Source organism: Pseudomonas salomonii, from assembly GCF_900107155.1.
GTDB lineage: Bacteria > Pseudomonadota > Gammaproteobacteria > Pseudomonadales > Pseudomonadaceae > Aquipseudomonas > Aquipseudomonas salomonii.
Genome location: NZ_FNOX01000001.1, coordinates 130,523 through 149,531 on the forward strand (window position 1 = coordinate 130,523; position 19,009 = coordinate 149,531).

A 19,009-nucleotide genomic window follows, 5' to 3' on the forward strand; every position below is an offset into this window, starting at 1 on the left:
CTGTTCTCCTCTGCTGTGGGCAGTTTAACTTAGAGAGGCCCGCCTCAGCATGCGCCTCCACGGAAAAGGCGTCATTTTTGCGGCGAACAAGGAAAAGCAAATGGATAAACTCGGCTTGATGGCGATCTAGCACGAGGAAGGGGGTTAAGTTTGGCTTCAACGCATCGACACCTCGTATTACCGCACCAACTGAATTCGTCCTGAATAACCATTTGCATGGAGTTGACTACCACATTTTATTTGATCATGACCGAAAGAGAACGACTATTGACTGACCCGGTGGATACTACAATAGATAGGGGCCAAATAATTCAGCAAAATACACGTCATCATAGAAACAGCCAAGCAATAAGCCCAACTAGTCCAATATATAAAAACGGCTTTAGCAGTCCCATTAACTTAATAAGTATATCTATTAAATCCTCGCCAAAGAAATTCTCCCTTTCGTCAATTTGCGGAGGAAGTGACTCGGACAAAATAATAGGCAGCCAATGTTTTTCCGCAAACGTTGGCTGGCCTGCTTTCGCTTCAAAATAAAGACTATGTCCACCGGAAAAAAACCGGTTGATAAAGTTGTGAGAGTTACTTCTACGAAAGCCTACCCGTCCTGCATCTCCTAAGCCTAACAATAATGACTTGGCCGCCACCAAAACAAAATCCAGCGTACCGCATTCATTAACTGTGATCTCAGAGCTTTCTACAATGTGATTGAGACAGTATTTGTGAGGTAGTGGGCTGCCACATAAAATCACATGTTTGACAGGAGATAACAGCTTGTGATCTTTAAGTGCCTGCGATAATACGAGGCTACCAAAACTATGCGCGACAATGCTAATTTCTTTCTCAGAGTGTTCCTTTAGTATTTGTTTTACCTGGTCAGCCGCTTGTTTAGCTTTTCTATTCCTCAACCAAGGTATAGAAAATGAAAGCAAATCAAAAAAACCGTATTTTACCTCGACAGGAACAAATGAGCGGGAGTACTTTCTAACCTCTTCATTTAAGCCAGCTTGCCACTTCCCATGAGTTCGTATCCCGTGAATAGTCAAAAGAAGCTTATCTTTGCGAAGCTTACTTGCCTTTTGACTTGCGTGAACCAATATGCCTATCTGCTCTAAAATTGAATCTAGCCAGTCCTGACTATTTAGATGGGCCGGCAGCACTACCGATGCGATTCTATAGAAGTTTTCGCGATATACGCCTAGCTCACTTACGTCTGCCGTTAGGCCAATTACCAGCTTGGGACGTATATAATCTTTACCATTACTACATAAATCATCGACCAAGCGAGAGCTTTGCAGTGCCTGTGGAACTCCACCAACCTTTTTTGGAATTACCACGTCCAATATCATTAGATCATACAGCTCGAGCAACTCGATACGAGCTTTATCAGCCGTATCAGTATACCGTACATCTATATGAGAGCGGAGCTCACTATTAAAAAGCGCTTTCTTTATTAACTCAACTCGGCTAACCGAGTCATCCACAACTAAAATCTTCAACATCAAATAGCACCTATAACACTTGCAAGCTGCTCTTGCCAAAGTATTTCAGCCGAATTAAAAATTATACATCCCTTGTACTGTTCTCCCAGAGTAGACAGGAGGTCATGGATCTGCTCAATACTTAAGTTCTGAGAGTTCACACTAAAGTCTTTATATCCAGTAAGAACTACGAACGGAGCGAGCTTTCCAGCCTTACTCAATTTTGAAGCTATTTCTTTCCCAGCGATAGCTCTGAACCGGCCACCCTGGGTGGTCTCGCTACGATCGAAAGTCGGCATGCTCATGTCGATAATCATGAAATCATACACTCCGTTTTCAGCAGCTACTAAACCACTGTTATAAGAGGCGGCCTCCACGAGTTCAACATCGTAAGCGGAGTTAAGAAAGCTCACTACTTTCTCGCGTTTTAACAAGTTGTCTTCGATAATCAAAATTCTCATGACAGAGCCCAATTGATGCAGTGAAAGAATTTTCGTCCGCCTCGATGTCAAATTTGAAGCCTGAGGACGAATTAGACAAAGTGCTATAAATTTTGTAAAGGCCACTCCCTCCCTCTTCTCGATTTAAATTCGAATATTCGGGAGACCACTTGGCTTTTTCTCTACAAACTAGTTCTTCTGCTGTTAAGTCTGGATAAGACTTAACAACGTTTTTTATCACAATCAATGTATGGTCGCATTCAGAGACAACTGAAACAGTTACTGGATCGATATTGCCACCGTATTTACATGCATTTTCCAAAGCCGTAAATAAGCAAATAAAAAGTGCTCGCGCCTCTCTATAATTAAGAGATAACGCACTGCCACTAGTAGCAAAAACGGGTTTCTTATATTTGTGACCGTATATTGAGTCAAAAGATGACATCGTCGCATCAACGACAACACCTAGACGCTCCAGATTTTTGGAGTCATCGGCCCCAACGAACCTGAACCAATTTAGGACAAGCTCTATTTCTTTAGTAAAATATGAACGGGCATTTTTAATTTCTTGCATTAAATCTACAACGGCTACATCGCCCTTAACATAGTTCAGCTCAGCCTCAAGCTCTGTGAGAGCACGAAGAATCTCAATGGCTAAATGATCATTAATTAACTCTTGAGCGGATTTAGCACTATTGCTTGCAAGCTCCCACATATAATCTAGAAGCTGACCAAAAAACTCATCCGCACTATTGGAGCGTGACACTATTTCAGAAATCGCCACAAGCCTAAAATGATATGCAAGAAAATCGAATACGTTCGCCGAGTCACGGTCATAGAGTTCGACTCTAAAACACTCATTGACCTCACCTAAAATGTTGTCAACTTTTTCAGAAAAAGCTCTCAGCAGATTATCTATCTGCTCAACAATGCTTATATGCACAAAGTTGTACTTGTTTACCCAGTATTCATTAGAAAGATATACGCCTTCCTTTTGACTCGTCACCAATCGAGTCTTTTCGAAACACGATCTCAACTGGGTAGTGAATACGATATGCCTAATTTCAGCACTCAAGTATTTATCAAGCCCATAGTGTTCATTCAGCGCAAAATCACGAACCGCAGTATGAAATATCTCGTATAAAATCTGTGTCTTTCTGTTGGAAGCAAGAGCACTGCCCTGAACAATTTCAAATATATCATGCGAGCTAGCAGTATCATTATCCAACGGCAGAGGGTCTAAATTTATACCGCCTTTAGTACTTTTAGCTTGTTCGAATAATGAATGATAAACGTGCTTTCTCTGAGACTCCAACGCCTGAACATCCACAAACAACTTTGCAGACTCAATTTTTGCACGCAGCTTCTCAGAGAACATCGTTTCCAGTACGCTATCTTTCTCATATCTTAGCTGTTCAAACCCCTCAGATTTTGCACTAATCAAAAGGTCTAATATTGCAACACGCTCGTGAACCACATCATCGTTGGACGTGTAGTGGATGAGGTTATCAAGCTGAGAAGGGATACATATATTTTTAAGGAAGTATGCTTCGACTTTAGTAAATTTATCTTTCTGAAAGATTTGCGACGGCCTATGAGAGCCGTTAAACTTCATAAGTTCCTCGAACAGCTCGGCCTTATCCTCCTCGAAGATGCCGCCATACTCCCGATTATAAATTTCATAAGCAATAAGACAAGAAATAAAAACGTCATTACTTAGTTTTGGAATGTCTCCGGCTATCTCGCATAGCGTCCTCATTGGTAGATGATAGCAACTAACACTGTTATCTAAATACTCATTGACAGCAAAATTAATCCCGTCGATAAATTGCTCCTTGAGTATAAACGTTCTGGACTTTAACTTTAAAAAGTCTGAAAGTATCGGAAACAATGGTTTCTCAATTTCTGTCGAAAGCTGATCGCTCGTAGAGTACTTAACTTGACGATGCAAAGGGATATTACTAGTCTCATCCAGCTGTACAGGAAACCGATAATTTCGCGTCTTTGCTTTTGGAGTATTTAGTCGCCCCAAGATGCCAGTTTGCAAACGTGCACTTTCTATATCCTGATCGCTTTCCACTTCCTCTAATGCGCTAAGCAAATGAAAGTTTAAAGATTTAGCCCATGACTCGTGCTTGAATTTCACACATATCTGATTGAGAAAACCTATTTTCTCCGGTGTTTTTTTGTCGCATTGCAATACTGCGGCTAACTCAATTGCAAGCTGATCAAAAAATGTTCCACTTTCTAAAGTAGTGCCCGTATAAATTTTTGCTTTTGCATAGACCTCGATGAGACCAAATATTTTGTCCGAGCCCTGGCTCTGCAAGGTATGTATTCTGCGAATAGCGCTTTCATAGTCCCCTTTAGTGTAGTCATCCAAAACTGCGGTCACCTCAGGGGCTACGGCTTGTTCGAGCCCTAAAATGGCTTGTAGTTCTATATCATCTACTACCTTTGCTAGCTCCAAAATAGCAGCACGTAAATCCACGGGTAATCGGCCTGCGGCTTCACACTCACAAATAACGTCTTTAAAAATTATATATTGATCTATAATCGACTCGAACCAGTGATTTTTAAGTTTTTCAATTTTAACTATGCGCTTTGAATCAAGATTTATAGGTAGGAATTGACATGATTCAAGTGCGCCATTATCAATTGCATCCTGCAGTCCAGAGCTGCGATATTCATTCATCCGGCCAAGCAAATCGAGAACAAAGACCTGTACCGAGCTACTCTCTGACATCAACTGAAGATCTATGACACGCCCTTTGATCTCTCCTCGAGGAAATCTGGAAGGGAGTTCTTGAACAAGTTGCCGAGTGTCTCTATTTTCTAATTCTTTCGCAACGTGGACCTCTAAAAAAATCGCCCACCAGCTTTTACATACGTTATTCAGTGAATAAATTTCACTCAAAGCTTCGCTGGCCCTACCTTTGAGTATCTCACTATTTATTAGAGTTCTTCGGTTACAAAAGTCAGAAATAAGATCTGCTTTGGCAGTGAAACTACCTAGTAGCCAAGCTATATAATTATTAGGAGACAATTCTGAAGCGGCGTGACGTATATCGTAATGGTCTCTGGATGCGCCATATACGGGTAAAAACTTAGCGGGCAGATCTTTATGCGACGCCATCTTAAAAATCAGATTAGAGGCATTAAACGCATTGAACTTACGCAACTCAGACCATACTCTTTGATCATGTAAGTCCTGAGTTTCACCTCGCCGCTTGACAAAGACACGATTATCCAATGATAAGTTACCAGCCCGAATTTTCCCTGACTTTTGCATAATTTCTATATCAAGCTCATGATTTTAGATAAACATATTTTATACGGGCGATTTTTCTCTTTAACATCCAGCAAGAGTTCTGTGTACAAACAGAAGAATTGAGCTCAACAACATTCCGAATTCACGTCAAGGCGGCCTCTAACGCAGCCTCATCTACGATGTCGTTTGGATCGAAGATTCCGGTCCCCGCAATCTTTTCTCGGGCATTTTCGATGTCTTGCACGAACATCACGACAGCGAGGTCCTTGGTCGCTCGAGAACAGCACACGTAGAAAAGCCTTCTGGTGCGATCGATCACACTATCCTTGCCCTCCGCAAGGTTTTCCATATCAGTATCTGAGGGCTCCACAATGCCAAAATACTTTTCGTAGGAGAACAGCTTTTGCCCTCTGCCCTCTTCGTCATCTATCAGCACCAAAACGCGCTCAAACTCAGCCCCCTTTACCCCTTGCTGGGTCGCAAACGGCGAAAGATCTTCGAGGTAGTGACGATAGCCAACCAACTCACCGACATCACAACGTAAGAAAGCCGACACGGCGGGTATCTCAGGATCATCATCGTCATCTATGCGGTCTGGGCCCAGGTATTTTGTCCACGCTTCGTCCAGTTGCAGCAAACCCGCTGCCTGGCAGTGAACAAGCACGTCCAGGAGCAATGCATCACTCGAAAAAATGAGTCTTGCCAACTCTGTCGTAGACGCTTGCAATGCATGAAGCACCGCTACCGGATCACCTCCGACTAGAGCCGTTGGATGCAGTAACGGACATTCCGAGCGCAGAAAAGTCATCACATCGAGCTTTCGGCTTTCTGAAACCGCAGTTGCCAAGGGTAGCAAGTAATTTAGAAACGGCCGCAGTGGCCATGCTGTGCCATCCTTAAGGCCCTCCTTAACGGACGGCGGTGCATTGTTGTCGTTCAAAGCAGCGTAAAGATTAGGGAAGCCGAGGCGAGCCGCCGCCATCCGATGTACGACCACCAATACCCTTACGTCAGCAGCAGGATCATCACTCTCCCAATGGGGGTCATCGTTCGCACGCCGTATCCACTCACGAACTTTAGCCAGCTTCAAAGAGCGATTGTCATCCGCTCTCAGTAGGAAGAATCGTGCAGATCCCATGACAGGTGCTGGATTGCCATCGACCCAACTCATCCGGCCACGTGTTTGAGACAAACCGTCATCAGACTCTCGAATAGCATTCACTACCTGGAGCACTCGCTTCGGGCACCTAAAGTTTTCGGGCTTGGTGATTTGTTCCCAGCCTGCGCCCGGCTCAATGACTCCTGCACCTTCAAGATAGATTTTTTGCATCGGATCTCCAAAAAATCCGAGGCTGAACTCTACAGGAGTCGTCTCTGCAATCCTTTTGAAGGCAGCCACAACTTCCGGACGCGTGTCTTGGCTTTCATCAATGAAAAGGACTGGATACCTGCTGGCGATGACATCCCTAAGCAACTGGCTCTGCTCGATTAGCTCGACCGCCGCCGAAATAACGTCGAAGTGCCCGAGTACACCACGTCCGAAATCGCTTCCGGCTCCGTAGTTGAAGTGAGTCAAATGCCTTACGGCCTCAAGGTGACGCTGGTAACGCGCAATATCTCTCATGAGCCGCTCACGAGTAGCTGCTCGAGTCCGAGGCTTGTCGTGATGCTGGTGCGCGTCGGCGATTTTCTCGTGGATCCTTGCAATGACCCAAACCTTCAAGTTCACTTGGAATGGCCTGATTACCGCCCACAGAAAGCTATGAATCGTCGATACATGGAACAACGGATCGTTACCTACGTCCCCCCAGATCTCCTTGACCGCTACTTCAGTGTAGGTAATGCAAGCGACTCTCTGACCACGCACGTTGAGCTTTAGTCTTCGCGTCTGGCCAAGGTGCGCAAGGGCCTTTACCAGCGACGTCGTCTTCCCAGAACCTGCACCAGCAACCATAACAAAACTGCGTTGAGGACGCTGGTCCAAGCACATTCGAAGCTCGATATCTGCTTGAGTATCCGGCTGACCGATACGCTTAGTCATACCCCACCTCCGTTATGAGGCTCCTCTAGATCTGCCATCGCAGGTGGTGGGGCGACCATATCTTCCAACCAACGTAGACCGTCCGAAATGTAATTGGGCACCGTCCATGCCGATGGCTCTTGCGCCAGAAGCCCGAGAGCGAAATCAGTTTTACGAAAGCTTGAGCTTTTGACCTTACGGTAGAGGCGCTCAGCAATACCTACGATGTCCAGATTGTTGGAACCCTTGATGCGTAGGCCCAGATCCTTACGGTCCAGATGCTGAGTCCAAGTCAGATTTTGAAGTGCAAACGCTTCCTCCAATGTCCTTCCTGTTCTCATTTCAGTCGCTGCACCCCATACCACCTCTACTGGCGTCTGGTAAGCAATGCGTACAGGGGCACCGCCTTCTTCGTATCGGAGTTGAGTGCGCTGCTCGGCAGTTGCAGCTAGAAGATTTTCAATCGAGATGCACCCAGGCAGCCACTTGATCAACGTTTGGTTTGACGTAAGTGCTCCAGCCTCATGAACCATGCACGCCTTGCGCCCTTTGCGTCTCGCTTCAGCTTCCTCAGCGTCCTCATTGTCGTCAGGCTCTGCATCCGCTGGATCCTCATCAACAGGTAACTCGCCGTCCGCGGGTAGAGCAACCGCTTCGGGCGGCGAAACACTGTCAATGTCGGTCAATATCAGAGAAGTGAGACCTAAGAACTCAATGAGGCCTTTGAATCGATGGCCGAACGCACCACCTACCTCCAAAACACTCAAGTAATTCGATTGAAGCCGAGGTGCAGTTTTAGCAATCATTTGCGGCATCAGCAGCCGCTCGACGTTCCCCTCAACCAAAATAGCGGCATCAGCGAAGAATAGATCGCAGTGAGTTAACCTGAGATATCGCTCAAGAAAATCCCTAGTGCGGTCATTTGGATCGTTAGGATTTACAGCCGCCTCATAAAAAGCTGCCATGCTGAGCACTTGAGATTGCTGTATGCCAGCATCAGCTACTCGCCTGAAGTATCGAATTGGTTTAAATCCTCGCTCGTAAAGGACGTGAGGTGAATGCGTCGAAACTACAAGCTGGCTCGTGCAATATGGCGCGTCTTCCTCGGGCACGGCGAGGATATCCAACACCTTCCGAATAAAGACCTGCTGCAACTGAGCATGAAGATGCGCCTCCGGCTCCTCAATAAAAATCAGGTGGAGTGGTGGTCGATTTTCCTCAATGTCCAACCATCTACCGTGAGCATCGAGTAGCTCAACAACCATGTAAATTAGGTTTTTGAACCCGAGCCCGTTGTACCTATCAGGCAGGGTAGCCGTTACCTCTGCCGTCCCAAGAGCGCCGAGAGCATAGTGAACACGTGCCCCCTCATGGCTGCTCAGAATGGTCGCAGGGTTCAATGCAGTCTTGATCAGTAGCCGAGGATTATTTACCCCTGGATAGCCCAAATCGGCCAAACGTTCCAATGTGGGACCGAATACACGTTCCAGATGGTCATTCAGCAGACTCTCAGACTGATATAGGGCGCGTTGAGCGTCATAATCCTCGCCGCGCTTCTCAAGGTTCCGTTCATAAAAGCGACTCAAACAGCGGGAGAGATCTTCGGATCGAGATCCAGCATTAGAGTCGGATAGGTGACGCTGAGCATGCAAACAATCGACCTTTACCAGGCTAGCCAGCACGTCCCTGCCACTGCGACCGTTATCAGGAACCAGGCGTAGAGGCACGTACCCATCAAGCTGTTTAAACCCAGCGTCAAATCCGGCAGTATCGAGTATGTAGTACCGTAATTCGAAATCACGCCGTAGCCTGTCACCTACTGTGTCTGCAATAAAGTCACAAAGGTCACGCGGTCGCGGGTTGTACCCGTCGTGCACAATAGGTGGTTCCACGTTTCCGTGTGCCGCGGCTTCCCCTGCTGGCTGCATCTGAGCATGTCGTGCACTGGCGCGTGCTTCTTGGAAACTGCTTCTTAGTACGCCGGCATCTGCTGCTGCGAGCTCCACTCGAATACCAACCCGGTTACCTTGCCACTCCAGGCTGGGTAGCAGATCTACTACTCGATGCAGATCATCTGGGGTGACGCAAAACCAGATGTCGATGGATATGGTTGGCATTTCAACTCGGTCATCCCCTTCTCCGAAAGCGTTGATGGCGTCCCAGCACTCCGAGCTGAAATCATGGAGGGTAAACCGGTCCTTCGAAGCCGAGGTAAAGAGCTGCAAAGCGTGCGCGGCAGATGTTTTACCGCTGTTGTTGGCCCCAACGAAGATGGAAATGTCAGACGCCAAATCGATGCGTGTGTCCTTCAGACGTCGGAAATTTCGAATCCAAACAGTTTCGATATGCATATCACTTCGCTCCCTGAAGATCATCTGAACTTATGCGTCGCGGTGACCAGTGAGGCCATTTGGACATAATGTTTAACTATGCGATAGCAGTAAAATGATTCCAGTCCTTCGAACACCTACGCAAGCGTACCCTCAATCCAGCGGCAAGCCTTGCGATATGTAGTGGTCAACTAATCCCGGGCACGACGTTAAGTTTTTTCTTGGCATGCGCTGGTGCCAACCCACCGTTGAATTGGTTGGGTCGAATCCAGTTTTAACGATGCATCAGGTAATGGCTGATATCGCGTTGGGCCTCTTGGGCATTCATGTAGCCTAGCTTTAGCGCTAAAGCAGTCCATGAAGGGCAAACAGTTTATTGAAGAAAGAACTGGCCAGTGTCCGGGATTCATCGCCGATTCTTACTGTGCCGTTGTCCATCCGGGAATCCGGAAATTCTGCTCCTCCGAAACGATAGACGTCATACCGGCGCAGACGCAGTTGTCTGTCCTCTGAAGCCATTTGGGCGTACAGCTTTGGCGATGGTTTTCCGTTGACTGCGTAGTGGTGCTGCCCGTCGACTTCAATGACTACGCGCACGTCGTGGTCGAGCAAGAGTAGGAAATCCATTCGCTCGCGTACCAAAACCTTGTCAGGTCCTCTTTGATAGGAAGTTTTAGGATCGTAATGGAGGTAAACCTGTGGAATGAGCGCGGGAAGTCGATCCTGGAGAGTTGGGCCCAAGGTGCGATAGTAGGTATCAAATAGCACGGCCTCACCCACTGACCCAGTCTCACGGACTGCGGCGCTGAGCCTTCCGTACAGGCCCTTCCTAGCTAAGTCATGATCGGTGGCTCGATGGAGGTCGCTCCACCAGCCGACAAGATCATTCCAAAGAAGCCCTTTTCCGCTCAGTGCTCGATCGTAGATCAGAGCATCATGCTCATTCTGAATCGCCAGGTTGTTGTCGATGGCGTCAGTGAAATAGATATCTGGCTTCGTATTTATCGACGCAAAAATGAGATTTTTCGGAGACCCGGCAACACCTGCCGCTCTACGCCGAACACCGTAGACTGCCCGCCGAGAGACATGCCGAGTTAACGCAACAGTAAATCCGTCTGCAGAAAACAAGTGTTCAAGTTTCGGTGCCAGCAGCACTTGCTCAGCGTCGGTCCGGCACAAGGGCGACAAGATCAATTCTATTAGGGCTATGAATCGTTGCTGTGCGCACGTCATGGCTCCGCAATGCTTCAAAGCAGTGGAGTTGGAATAGTCCTCGTTGGCGACAAAGTGTTGAATAATATCGTCGTGCAAGGTGTGAAGAAAGGTGCCTTCAGGACCCACCATCCCCCATTCAGGATGCAAAATTTCCAGCCCGTCGAGTGGTGGCAATTCACCGAACAGAGGGTATAGCTGATCCAGCTCCGCCAGTATGGCCCGACGTGTGATGTCCGAGATACGATGTGAGTCAGGGGTGCTGAGTTCACTCAATAAGTCATCGAGATGAGCATCTTCGAATCGCTCGACCACCTTACGAGCTAGTTCTACTAGCTCAGGCATAGCGAGATGACCTATTCGTGATTTCACATAGGTGCGCTTGCTCGCGTAAGCCTCTTCTTGAATACCGTCCGCAAGACCGAGAGCAACGCACACAGCCGGTAGCTCGTATGCCTTGACCGAGTGCAGCGATGCGGCAATTTGTGCTTGCAACTGCTGCGGAGTGACGGTTTTTGAATGCAAGTGAAGGTCCCCGCAGTCGGATTGATTACAGATCTCGTAGGGAGAAGGAATATAAGGTACTGGGCGTTTTGGTGTAGGTATCCGGGTCATCGGACGCCGATATTGGCGAACGTAAACTCGTTGAGTATGGGATCGAACCTCTTCATCGAGTTCCTCCTACGTTTAACCGGAGGTTGCTGTTGCCGACCGGCTCCCCGGCTCCTCGCCGACTCACAACGGTGAGCAATGAGGGGCAAACTCTCCCTTGGCTATCGTTCTGCTGATTATCACAGGAATACGGCTCATGAGTATTGATAGAACGACGCAACTGGTCAGTACAAGAAGTGAAGAAAATGCGAATTTGTTACTCAGGGTGGGCTAGACGCTTCTGCTCATAGCTGATCGGAGTGAGGGCGATCATCAATGGCTGATTTATCAGTTTGGGTGGCAGCGAGAGGGCGATCCTCCCGAAGTAACTTTTACAGGTGTTGAAGGGGGGCCAGATCCGTTTTAGCTATATCGCTTAGCTTTAGGGGATTCACATAGCGTAACGGTCGGAGTCAAAATGACTGCTGGGGGTTGAGTCGCCCTAGACCATTGCGGCTGCCAGTCGCGCGCACGAATCAGCTACGGCCGGGCTCAGACTTATCATGATGTCCGCTATCCCTGACGCTCGAAGCCTGAAGTGAATGTTCAGTCGAAAGGCTTCATCGGTTCGTCGATTGAACGGATGTTGTAACAGTCATCACATAGCCTTAGCGTACCAGGACCAGCAGCAACTGGATTGATTAGAGCGAAATCACGGGCAGGCTCATCTGCACAAATCCCGCAAGCATCAGAACTCTTTGCTGCCGCAATAGCTGCTTTCGTCATTGCCGCCTGCTGGGGATTCCACTCGCGTAGAGAAGCGAACCATTCTGGCGTGTGTGGACGAAGTAAAGTGGGGGCAGTAGGCTCCAGCAATCCTCTACGCTCTAGCCAACCAGTTGCCGCCGCAATTCGCTGAGCGTGCAGATGCGCCAGTCGCTCGTACAGCTCGATTTTTAGGGCAAAATAGTTTCGAGGGTGAAGAGCATGAACGGCTACATACCCTGCATGATTCATGACAAACCGGTTTGGCCCTCGCTCATTGTCTGCAAGTAGTCCTTCGCAATATGTCTGTTTGCGTAGATCCGAGCCATCGAACCCGTCCATCAGAGCGGCATGGTACTGCCAGGAATTCCTTACGAGTTCATCCGACCAAAGATCCAGATACCTTGATGAGCGCAGAGCTTGCACCAGATGAGCATCTCCATCCTGATGCTCCACAAGGTAAGCATCTATATCGTTGAGCGATTCTATCTGCGGAGCTAGTTTGCGAGCTTCCTGTAAGAGTTTGTTGGTCGAGTCTCGCATGGCCTGAACGTTATCAGTATCTTCCCGCCATTGCGTCTCTTCACCTGCCGGAAGATTTCTAAGCACTCCAGATACTTCAATCAACATGGCACTCCTTAAAAGCTCTCCTGGGTGGCAAAAAACAGCATCTGTCACGAGGTCTCTGCCGGCTTTCCGGTAGGCCTGCGCGACTAGTCGTGAACAAAATTGTCTTCTTCCTGCCGCGAAACCAGCCAACACACTCTTCGCTGCACCGGAAATGGCCTAGGTACGACCAAGTCCTTCCTCGCAGCGGTGCGGGTTAGGAGGACGCCCATTTTCGTGTCCGCGAAAACAAAGGAATTACGACATGGAAATCGCAACCAAAATGCCCGCCTTGCTCACTGCCATGGCCTTATTGACGTCCGTTAACATTGCTGTTGCAGAACCGAGTCTCTGGGTAGCTGCCGACCGAGTGGCGCGTCATACCTGTCCATCCGTTAAATGTGGGGTTGCTGGTCAGCTAATGTTCCGCGAAGGCGTCGAGGATTTGGAGACGAAAGGCGCGTGGGTCCGCGTAACCAAGCCCTACTCAGCTTCTTGCTCGGGTGGCTTCAGTGAATACGTGAAGAGCGGTAACTCCGCGTGCGTCGCCAGCAACGGCATCAATAACGGGATGTTCGCAGAGTGGGTGCCTACAAAGTCGCTTACAAAAGACAGACCTGCAGACCCAAGGGAGGGAGCTTCCGGTGACGACGTACTGGTCAAAAACTCGGATGATTACCCTCTCTACCCCGCCCAGTTCACCAAAGCAACCCGTGAGCTTATAGACAACGGCACCTGCACTGCCGGTGACTTCGAAGAAATCGGTGGGTGGATGGCATCGCCTGTCAAAGGTGAAGGTATGTATTTCATGTACTGCGGCGGCATGACCACAGCCAATCGACTTTACCTCGACGTGCGTTCGGGCAAAGTGAGCCGCTAGCCGGCTCTAAACAGAAACCACTTGCATGCCGAAGTGGATAGGAAAACGCACCAGGTACATCCAAGCCCCGCCGTCAACATGGGGCCAGGTGCGTAGGAAAGGAAAGCTTTTCGATCCTCAAGACCGCGTAGGAGAACTCACATGCCAGCAATTACCGACCCTCACACAGGGCTGATCAGTTTCCAAAAGGCGCTGCTCAGCGGTACTATCAAGCCCAAGCGTTGCAAGGACGGCAGCTCCTACCGTGCGTATGGAGACTTTCGCGGCGAACGAATCGACGTTCGCAGCACTACCCAATCAGGCGCCGAAAGCAAGTGGCGCGAGAAGGCAAACCACAAAGCTAACGAGTAGGCAGCAAAAAGCACTCAAAAGGATGCAGCAATGAGAAACGAAAAAGCCCACCTACTGAAAGTTGAGGCGCAATTACGCAAAGCGTATAGATCTGCATTTTTCTGCGGCGTGCTAGTTGTTTTCGCGATGATGGCCATCGTTATGTTGGGTTTGGCCGCTGAACAACCAATGGACCAAAAAGCCATTGCCGAAGGCTGGGCACCTCTTATCATGCTGATGGCAGCAATCTCGGGCATTTGTCATTTTTTTCACGGGGTGGTTAAGAACAAAATCCAGAGTCTGGATCAATGAATAGACCGCAGACCAGCAGTATGCCATTTAGCGGCCTTTGCCAGTACACACGCGGTTAAGTCAGCTGGAGCTGAGGGAGTCGGAAACCCTCAACGAGGACTACGAAATAAATGCCTCATCATGATCACCGCGAATACCGCACCTACATGAGGCAACACCATGAAAACATTTGTTTAAGACGATGGCCGCTTGATCGGCGTGATTGAACACAAGGTCGAAGTACCCTACTGGACCCCCTATGGTCGCCAGGTGCAGATCCGTCCTGAGTACGAGTTCATTGACACTGGTGAGCGTCTTGGTACCAACGAATCAGCTCCTGGCTCGACCATCGAGGAGCAGGCGCCCCTAGGCGCGAGGGCCCTGGAGCCGCTATTCAACAAATAGTTGAATAGCGGCTCACTGATTGCTATTATTTGATCAACGCATATGGTTAACCATGTGCCTACCTTCCGAGGCCCGCTTGCGAGAAATCGCTGCGGGCTTTCGTGTTTTTGGCATAGGGAAATCACTCGGCATGCATTATGTCGCTTACCTGGATGAGTTTGGCCACGTCGGTCAGTACGTCGCTCGGAACCACCCCAAGTACAAAACCAGCCCTGTATTTGGCCTCGGCGGCATGCTTATCCCTGCCCATGAAGTGCGCGAGTTCGCGATTTACTTCTACAAACTAAAGTGCCAGCTGCTGTCCTACGACCTGGTGCACGACAACCCCGGCAATCTGCCGGCGTACCAGTGGGAAAAAAAGGGCTCGCAGCTGTACGCGCCCAGGAACGTTCAAAAGTACAAAGAGTTAAGACGCTCGACCTTCCGACTGCTAACCCATATCAAGGGTATCAAGGGGCATGTGTTCTACACCGGGGAACATAAGACCACCGACCCTGATGCGCATGACTCGACTGAGACGTTCAAGCGGCAGCTGTTGCAGTCCGTGCGCAAAATTGACCGTTTCTGCGCTAAGGAAGGCTCGACGTTTATCCTGGTGTTGGATGAGCAGAAAGCCGGCAACGAGTGGCGTGAGCGCAACGTTGAAGCCTGTACGTTGGCCATGTTCGAAGATGCCTCCGAAAAATGCCGCACGATGATTGAGCCGCCGTTGCAGGGAGAAAGCTACCTGTTCCAGACTTTGCAGTGCGCAGACTGGCTTTGTGGCTTAATCGGTCGCCTGACCGCGCTGAGCGTGGCACCGGATGAGTACCCAGATTGGCAGTTGTTCGACACCTACTTTGCGGAGCGGTTAAGCGTCGTGGCATTGCCGTGCAGCGGGTTGGAGCATCAGAAGACCGCAGACATTCCTGCTGAAGAAGCAGGTGAAGCCATGCCGGATGCCGAAGGTCCGCTGGTGGGGATGCAAAGCGATGTGGACGGTCCTCACTCCCCAGGGCAGTGATGGTGGGAAGAGAGCCAGGCCACGCCTGTGAATGGCGCTTAGGAGGATTAGCGTGTACGAATTCTTCCCAATGGGCCTGTTCCTGTTAGGACTGCTGGGCGGCCTACCGGTCAGCGCCGTGGTGGTGCGATTGCCTTATGCGGTGGAGCGCCAGTGGCTGCTCGATGCGTCGGAGACATTGGGCATTGCGCGAAACCCTGATGGCCCGGGCCAACTCGGTTTGGCATGGCGACCGGATCACTTCAGCCTGCGCGTGGGGCTGACCATGCTGGCCATGGGTCTGCTCGCGGGCTGGGCTGGGCTGCATTATGGGGTGGGCCCGGCCGCGTTCGCGGCCATGGTCCTGGTGGCTGGGTTGTTGACTTTGAGCCTGATTGACCTTGAACACCAGCTGCTGCCCGACGTGCTGGTGTTGCCGCTGCTGTGGTTGGGATTGATCGTCAATAGCGTTGAGCTGTTCACCTCGTTGACCAGTGCAGTGTGGGGAACCGTTGGAGGCTACTTGGTGCTGTGGCTTTTACGTGGCGTTAGTAAGCTGTTCAGCGATACCGAGGGCATGGGTCAAGGCGATCTTAAGCTGTTGGCCATGCTCGGCGCCTGGGGGGGCTGGCAGATCCTGCCAGGCGTGCTTTTGATGTCGACCCTGGCCGCAACGGTGTTTTTTGGCGTAGGGATGGTGACGGGTAAAATCGATCGCAAAAGCCCTCAACCTTTCGGCCCATTCCTGGCCGGTGCGGGCTGGCTCGCGCTCATGTACACGCCGGATTGGACCGTAATTTAACCGCCTGTGGCCATCAGTATTTCACTTTGTAGGTGGGGGAGTCTTCCGGCCGCTGGCCGCGCCGATCATAGAGGCGCGTCGTACTGATATTGGCATGGCCCAGCCAAACTTGGACCTTGGCGATATCGGCGTCATGCTCAAGCGCATTGGTCGCGGCTGTGGCCCGCAGACCGTGTACGCCCAACCCGTCAACGTCGATGCCCGCCGCCTGTGCCCAATGGGCCACGACCTTGTAGATGCCGTTACCCGTAACTGCCCCGCCGGCGGTGCGACCGCGGATTGAGCGAAACAGCGGGCCATTGCCTGGCTCGCGTAGAGTGTCGCGCTCCAGGTACTCATGAATCCGTTCAGCCGCGACCGGGTGCAGCGGCAAATAGCGGGTTTTACCGCCCTTCCCTCTTACCTGCAGGTGTTTGATACCGCGCCGGTCCTGCATATCACCAGTCATCAGTTGCGCGGCTTCCTCACGGCGCAAGCCGTGGTACAGCAGCACCGCCAAAATGGCGCGGTCGCGCATCCCCTTCAACGTCGAGTCATCCGGCGCCGTCAGCAGCATTTTAGCTTGGTCGTCACCGAGTGCCGGCGTCTTGCCCTCGTTGGTTTCAATCCTGGGCCGTTTGACACCATGCACGGGGTTACCGCCGGCAATGGCGTTGTTCTCCAGGAGGTGATCAAACAAGCTGGCCAGCGCCGCTAGTTTGCGCCGGACCGTGGCCCCTGCCAGGCCCCGCGTTTCCAGCTGGGCGCGCCAGGCCAACACGTGCGCACGGGTAACTGCGCGGAATTCATCGGCGCCGGTGAGCCCGACAAATCCGCAGAAGTCTTCCAGGTCGTTTTGATAAGCGCGTCGGGTGCGTGGGTTGTCGATATTGGCGAACCATTCCACGGCTGCCGGCACGCTGGCCAACTGCTGGAATTCAACGGCGCTCAGACGGCGTTCGCCGATCGGCAACAGCACGGCGGTGGACTGGGGGGGATTGAGTTCATTCATCGTATGCCCGGCCCTGCAGGTCGACCTGCCGCATGTTCACTGGCGACCCATTCCCAATATTTACGGTGGGAGCGGTCGTTTACAGATTCCGGCACCAGGTGCTGCCAGCGTTGCTGTTCCAGGATTTGTCGCTCGTCGCCGCGCAGCTCCTCACCGAGCACGGCGCCGGCCGCTGCGAATCGCCGGCGAGCCCGGTACCAGAAACCATCGGATGAGGTGCACTGATCCAGCGGCACAATGGGCACCTGGTGCGTGCGCCACAGCTGCCACAGCACGGCAAGGCCGATGCCCTGCCCCCGCTGTGCCCGTTCGATTTCGAGCATGTTGATGTACACGCGATCGCCCAGCGGACTGAGGCCGTAATCGACGTGGCCAACCGGGTGGCCACCGACCTCGATGTTGTCCAGGTAGTCGGTACCGGGAAACACGAAACTGCCCCGGGGGGATTCGCTGCGTAGGTTGACCAACTGTACGCCGCTGGCCAACGCATCCAGGCGGACGATTTGGCGGCGCTGGTAGAAATCGCGCAGCGGGTCGAATTGCGACATAGGGCGATCCTCACGGTGGCCAGGTTTCAAATTCGGTTGATGTACTGGTTAGCCGGAACCGTTCCAGAGCCGTAACCTTCGACAAACAATGTCCAGTGTGTGGCCTGTTGTTTGCTGTCCGGTGCAAAGGAGCGGTGGACCTTACCCGAGGCCAGGTGAGAATTCCCTTTGTCCCACACGATATGGTCACCCTTGCGAATAGTCTTCGCAGGGTGACGCTCAACGGTCAGCGTGAGCCCGGAACTGTCGGTCATGTCAATATCAAGCGGATGATGACACTGAGTGCAGGTCCAGGTCCGTCTATCAACGTCGATGGCACCACTGCTGTTGTTATGACCATTCGGGCAGGAGTAGTGCGAATCGTAGGACGGAGCGATGTAAAACGTCATGTCGAGCCTTCCAGGGCTATTAGGGTGATAACGTATTTTATCAGGACTTATGGAGGCGCGAGCATCACGGCCGTTTTTGTCGATAAGTGACCATTAGACGATCTTTATTGCCATTAAGGGCAAAAGCGGGTTGACCAGCATTGAAATTGTTTTGACGGACGGGAGGGGGGCAAATCGGTCAGCAGAGGTCGACCAGATGAGTGTAGGTTGCGAGGGGTTGCCTCGGCCGGAGCTGGCCGAGGCAAAAAACTACTGGATGGGACAGGATTCTGCACGGGGTTAGGTCCCTTGCAAATTAACCCTCTTCCCAGTGAACATAAGGAATAGTGCAGCCATCATCTGCACGACATGGCTGAGTGAAAGGATTTTTGCCGGCAGCCGATGCATTAGCGCCGAAGCAAAAAGCTAACAAAGCGGAAAAAAAGATATAGCGCAGTTTCATAAGTCTCTCCCTGAGCGAAATTGCTCGTACCTAGCCTAAAAGTAATCCAAAAACTCGCAAGCGCGTGCCTGATCCTCGCAGAGCAGACACTCGATCACCAGGAACATATCGTCCAGCCGTCCCGCCGCGTTCAACCTCGGACCGAGGTTGAGCAGCTACCCCCCACTTCCTCCAACCTCCGGACCGAGGATGAGCCCCCGGTGCCGCAGGCGATCAGCGGACCGTAGTCGCTA

At 50.8% G+C, this 19,009-nt stretch carries 16 protein-coding genes and 2 pseudogenes; 5 read left to right on the plus strand and 13 right to left on the minus strand.

Annotated elements, in window-relative coordinates; genetic code table 11:
* Positions 1–329: 329 nt before the first annotated feature.
* The 8 genes and pseudogenes from BLV67_RS00685 to BLV67_RS00720 form a co-directional block, all read right to left on the minus strand.
* Positions 330–1,502 (minus strand): alpha/beta hydrolase, encoded by a 1,173-nt coding sequence (locus BLV67_RS00685; protein ID WP_069785959.1) that lies wholly within the window; start codon positions 1,500–1,502, stop codon positions 330–332.
* Complete coding sequence (locus tag BLV67_RS00690) at positions 1,502–1,894, minus strand: response regulator (RefSeq protein ID WP_167365864.1); 393 nt, start codon at positions 1,892–1,894, stop codon at positions 1,502–1,504. The genes BLV67_RS00685 and BLV67_RS00690 overlap by 1 nt, the downstream gene beginning before the upstream one ends.
* Entirely contained in the window at positions 1,881–5,174 is a 3,294-nt protein-coding gene (locus BLV67_RS00695) for a hypothetical protein (protein WP_141722682.1), read from the minus strand. Before BLV67_RS00695 ends, BLV67_RS00690 begins: the two co-directional genes overlap by 14 nt.
* A 160-nt stretch (positions 5,175–5,334) precedes the next feature.
* On the minus strand, positions 5,335–7,233 hold the full coding sequence (locus BLV67_RS00700; protein WP_069785962.1) for a UvrD-helicase domain-containing protein: 1,899 nt from the start codon (positions 7,231–7,233) through the stop codon (positions 5,335–5,337).
* Positions 7,230–9,563, minus strand: coding sequence for an ATP-dependent nuclease (locus BLV67_RS00705; RefSeq protein ID WP_069785963.1), 2,334 nt, complete (start codon positions 9,561–9,563; stop codon positions 7,230–7,232). Before BLV67_RS00705 ends, BLV67_RS00700 begins: the two co-directional genes overlap by 4 nt.
* Positions 9,564–9,729: 166 nt before the next feature.
* Positions 9,730–9,879: pseudogene (locus tag BLV67_RS32190) on the minus strand (IS3 family transposase); the annotation flags it as partial.
* Between the two features lie 8 nt (positions 9,880–9,887).
* On the minus strand, positions 9,888–11,279 hold the full coding sequence (locus BLV67_RS00715; protein ID WP_069785964.1) for an AbiJ-related protein: 1,392 nt from the start codon (positions 11,277–11,279) through the stop codon (positions 9,888–9,890).
* Positions 11,280–11,951: 672 nt separating this feature from the next.
* Positions 11,952–12,740 carry a hypothetical protein gene (locus BLV67_RS00720; RefSeq protein ID WP_069785965.1) on the minus strand — a complete coding sequence of 263 codons (789 nt, stop codon included), beginning with the start codon at positions 12,738–12,740 and terminating at the stop codon, positions 11,952–11,954.
* A 241-nt stretch (positions 12,741–12,981) separates the two neighbouring features.
* Here BLV67_RS00720 and BLV67_RS00725 point away from each other — a divergent pair, with 241 nt between their 5' ends.
* From BLV67_RS00725 to BLV67_RS00750, 5 genes are all read left to right on the plus strand, one after another.
* Positions 12,982–13,596, plus strand: a complete 615-nt coding sequence (locus BLV67_RS00725) for a hypothetical protein (RefSeq protein WP_069785966.1) — start codon at positions 12,982–12,984, stop codon at positions 13,594–13,596.
* Between the two features lie 141 nt (positions 13,597–13,737).
* Positions 13,738–13,947 carry a hypothetical protein gene (locus BLV67_RS00730; RefSeq protein WP_069785967.1) on the plus strand — a complete coding sequence of 70 codons (210 nt, stop codon included), beginning with the start codon at positions 13,738–13,740 and terminating at the stop codon, positions 13,945–13,947.
* Positions 13,948–13,977: 30 nt separating this feature from the next.
* Positions 13,978–14,238 (plus strand): hypothetical protein, encoded by a 261-nt coding sequence (locus tag BLV67_RS00735; RefSeq protein WP_069785968.1) that lies wholly within the window; start codon positions 13,978–13,980, stop codon positions 14,236–14,238.
* Positions 14,239–14,752: 514 nt separating this feature from the next.
* Positions 14,753–15,625, plus strand: a complete 873-nt coding sequence (locus BLV67_RS00745; protein WP_069785969.1) for a DUF3800 domain-containing protein — start codon at positions 14,753–14,755, stop codon at positions 15,623–15,625.
* Between the two features lie 70 nt (positions 15,626–15,695).
* Positions 15,696–16,406 carry a prepilin peptidase gene (locus BLV67_RS00750; protein WP_069785970.1) on the plus strand — a complete coding sequence of 237 codons (711 nt, stop codon included), beginning with the start codon at positions 15,696–15,698 and terminating at the stop codon, positions 16,404–16,406.
* A gap of 13 nt (positions 16,407–16,419) precedes the next feature.
* On the opposite strand, the gene BLV67_RS00755 is transcribed toward BLV67_RS00750, so the two are convergent.
* From BLV67_RS00755 to BLV67_RS33205, 5 genes and pseudogenes are all read right to left on the minus strand, one after another.
* Positions 16,420–17,397 (minus strand): tyrosine-type recombinase/integrase, encoded by a 978-nt coding sequence (locus tag BLV67_RS00755; protein ID WP_069785971.1) that lies wholly within the window; start codon positions 17,395–17,397, stop codon positions 16,420–16,422.
* Positions 17,394–17,945, minus strand: a complete 552-nt coding sequence (locus BLV67_RS00760) for a GNAT family N-acetyltransferase (protein ID WP_069785972.1) — start codon at positions 17,943–17,945, stop codon at positions 17,394–17,396. Before BLV67_RS00760 ends, BLV67_RS00755 begins: the two co-directional genes overlap by 4 nt.
* A 26-nt stretch (positions 17,946–17,971) precedes the next feature.
* Positions 17,972–18,334: a hypothetical protein gene (locus BLV67_RS00765; RefSeq protein WP_069785973.1), complete on the minus strand. Its 363-nt coding sequence runs from the start codon at positions 18,332–18,334 to the stop codon at positions 17,972–17,974.
* Between the two features lie 295 nt (positions 18,335–18,629).
* Positions 18,630–18,776: a hypothetical protein gene (locus BLV67_RS32860; protein ID WP_167365866.1), complete on the minus strand. Its 147-nt coding sequence runs from the start codon at positions 18,774–18,776 to the stop codon at positions 18,630–18,632.
* A gap of 59 nt (positions 18,777–18,835) precedes the next feature.
* A pseudogene (locus BLV67_RS33205) lies at positions 18,836–18,922 on the minus strand (hypothetical protein); the annotation flags it as partial.
* Positions 18,923–19,009 lie beyond the last annotated feature (87 nt).

What these genes read in the sequence shown, in the direction of transcription:
- BLV67_RS00685 (WP_069785959.1), bottom strand. Translation starts at nt 1,502, where the DNA reads ATGTTGAAGATTTTAGTTGTGGATGACTCGGTTAGCCGAGTTGAGTTA.
- BLV67_RS00700 (WP_069785962.1), bottom strand. Translation starts at nt 7,233, where the DNA reads ATGACTAAGCGTATCGGTCAGCCGGATACTCAAGCAGATATCGAGCTT.
- BLV67_RS00705 (WP_069785963.1), bottom strand. Translation starts at nt 9,563, where the DNA reads ATGCATATCGAAACTGTTTGGATTCGAAATTTCCGACGTCTGAAGGAC.
- BLV67_RS00720 (WP_069785965.1), bottom strand. Translation starts at nt 12,740, where the DNA reads ATGTTGATTGAAGTATCTGGAGTGCTTAGAAATCTTCCGGCAGGTGAA.
- BLV67_RS00725 (WP_069785966.1), top strand. Translation starts at nt 12,982, where the DNA reads ATGGAAATCGCAACCAAAATGCCCGCCTTGCTCACTGCCATGGCCTTA.
- BLV67_RS00730 (WP_069785967.1), top strand. Translation starts at nt 13,738, where the DNA reads ATGCCAGCAATTACCGACCCTCACACAGGGCTGATCAGTTTCCAAAAG.
- BLV67_RS00735 (WP_069785968.1), top strand. Translation starts at nt 13,978, where the DNA reads ATGAGAAACGAAAAAGCCCACCTACTGAAAGTTGAGGCGCAATTACGC.
- BLV67_RS00745 (WP_069785969.1), top strand. Translation starts at nt 14,753, where the DNA reads ATGCATTATGTCGCTTACCTGGATGAGTTTGGCCACGTCGGTCAGTAC.
- BLV67_RS00750 (WP_069785970.1), top strand. Translation starts at nt 15,696, where the DNA reads ATGGGCCTGTTCCTGTTAGGACTGCTGGGCGGCCTACCGGTCAGCGCC.
- BLV67_RS00755 (WP_069785971.1), bottom strand. Translation starts at nt 17,397, where the DNA reads ATGAATGAACTCAATCCCCCCCAGTCCACCGCCGTGCTGTTGCCGATC.
- BLV67_RS00760 (WP_069785972.1), bottom strand. Translation starts at nt 17,945, where the DNA reads ATGTCGCAATTCGACCCGCTGCGCGATTTCTACCAGCGCCGCCAAATC.
- BLV67_RS00765 (WP_069785973.1), bottom strand. Translation starts at nt 18,334, where the DNA reads ATGACGTTTTACATCGCTCCGTCCTACGATTCGCACTACTCCTGCCCG.
- BLV67_RS32860 (WP_167365866.1), bottom strand. Translation starts at nt 18,776, where the DNA reads ATGAAACTGCGCTATATCTTTTTTTCCGCTTTGTTAGCTTTTTGCTTC.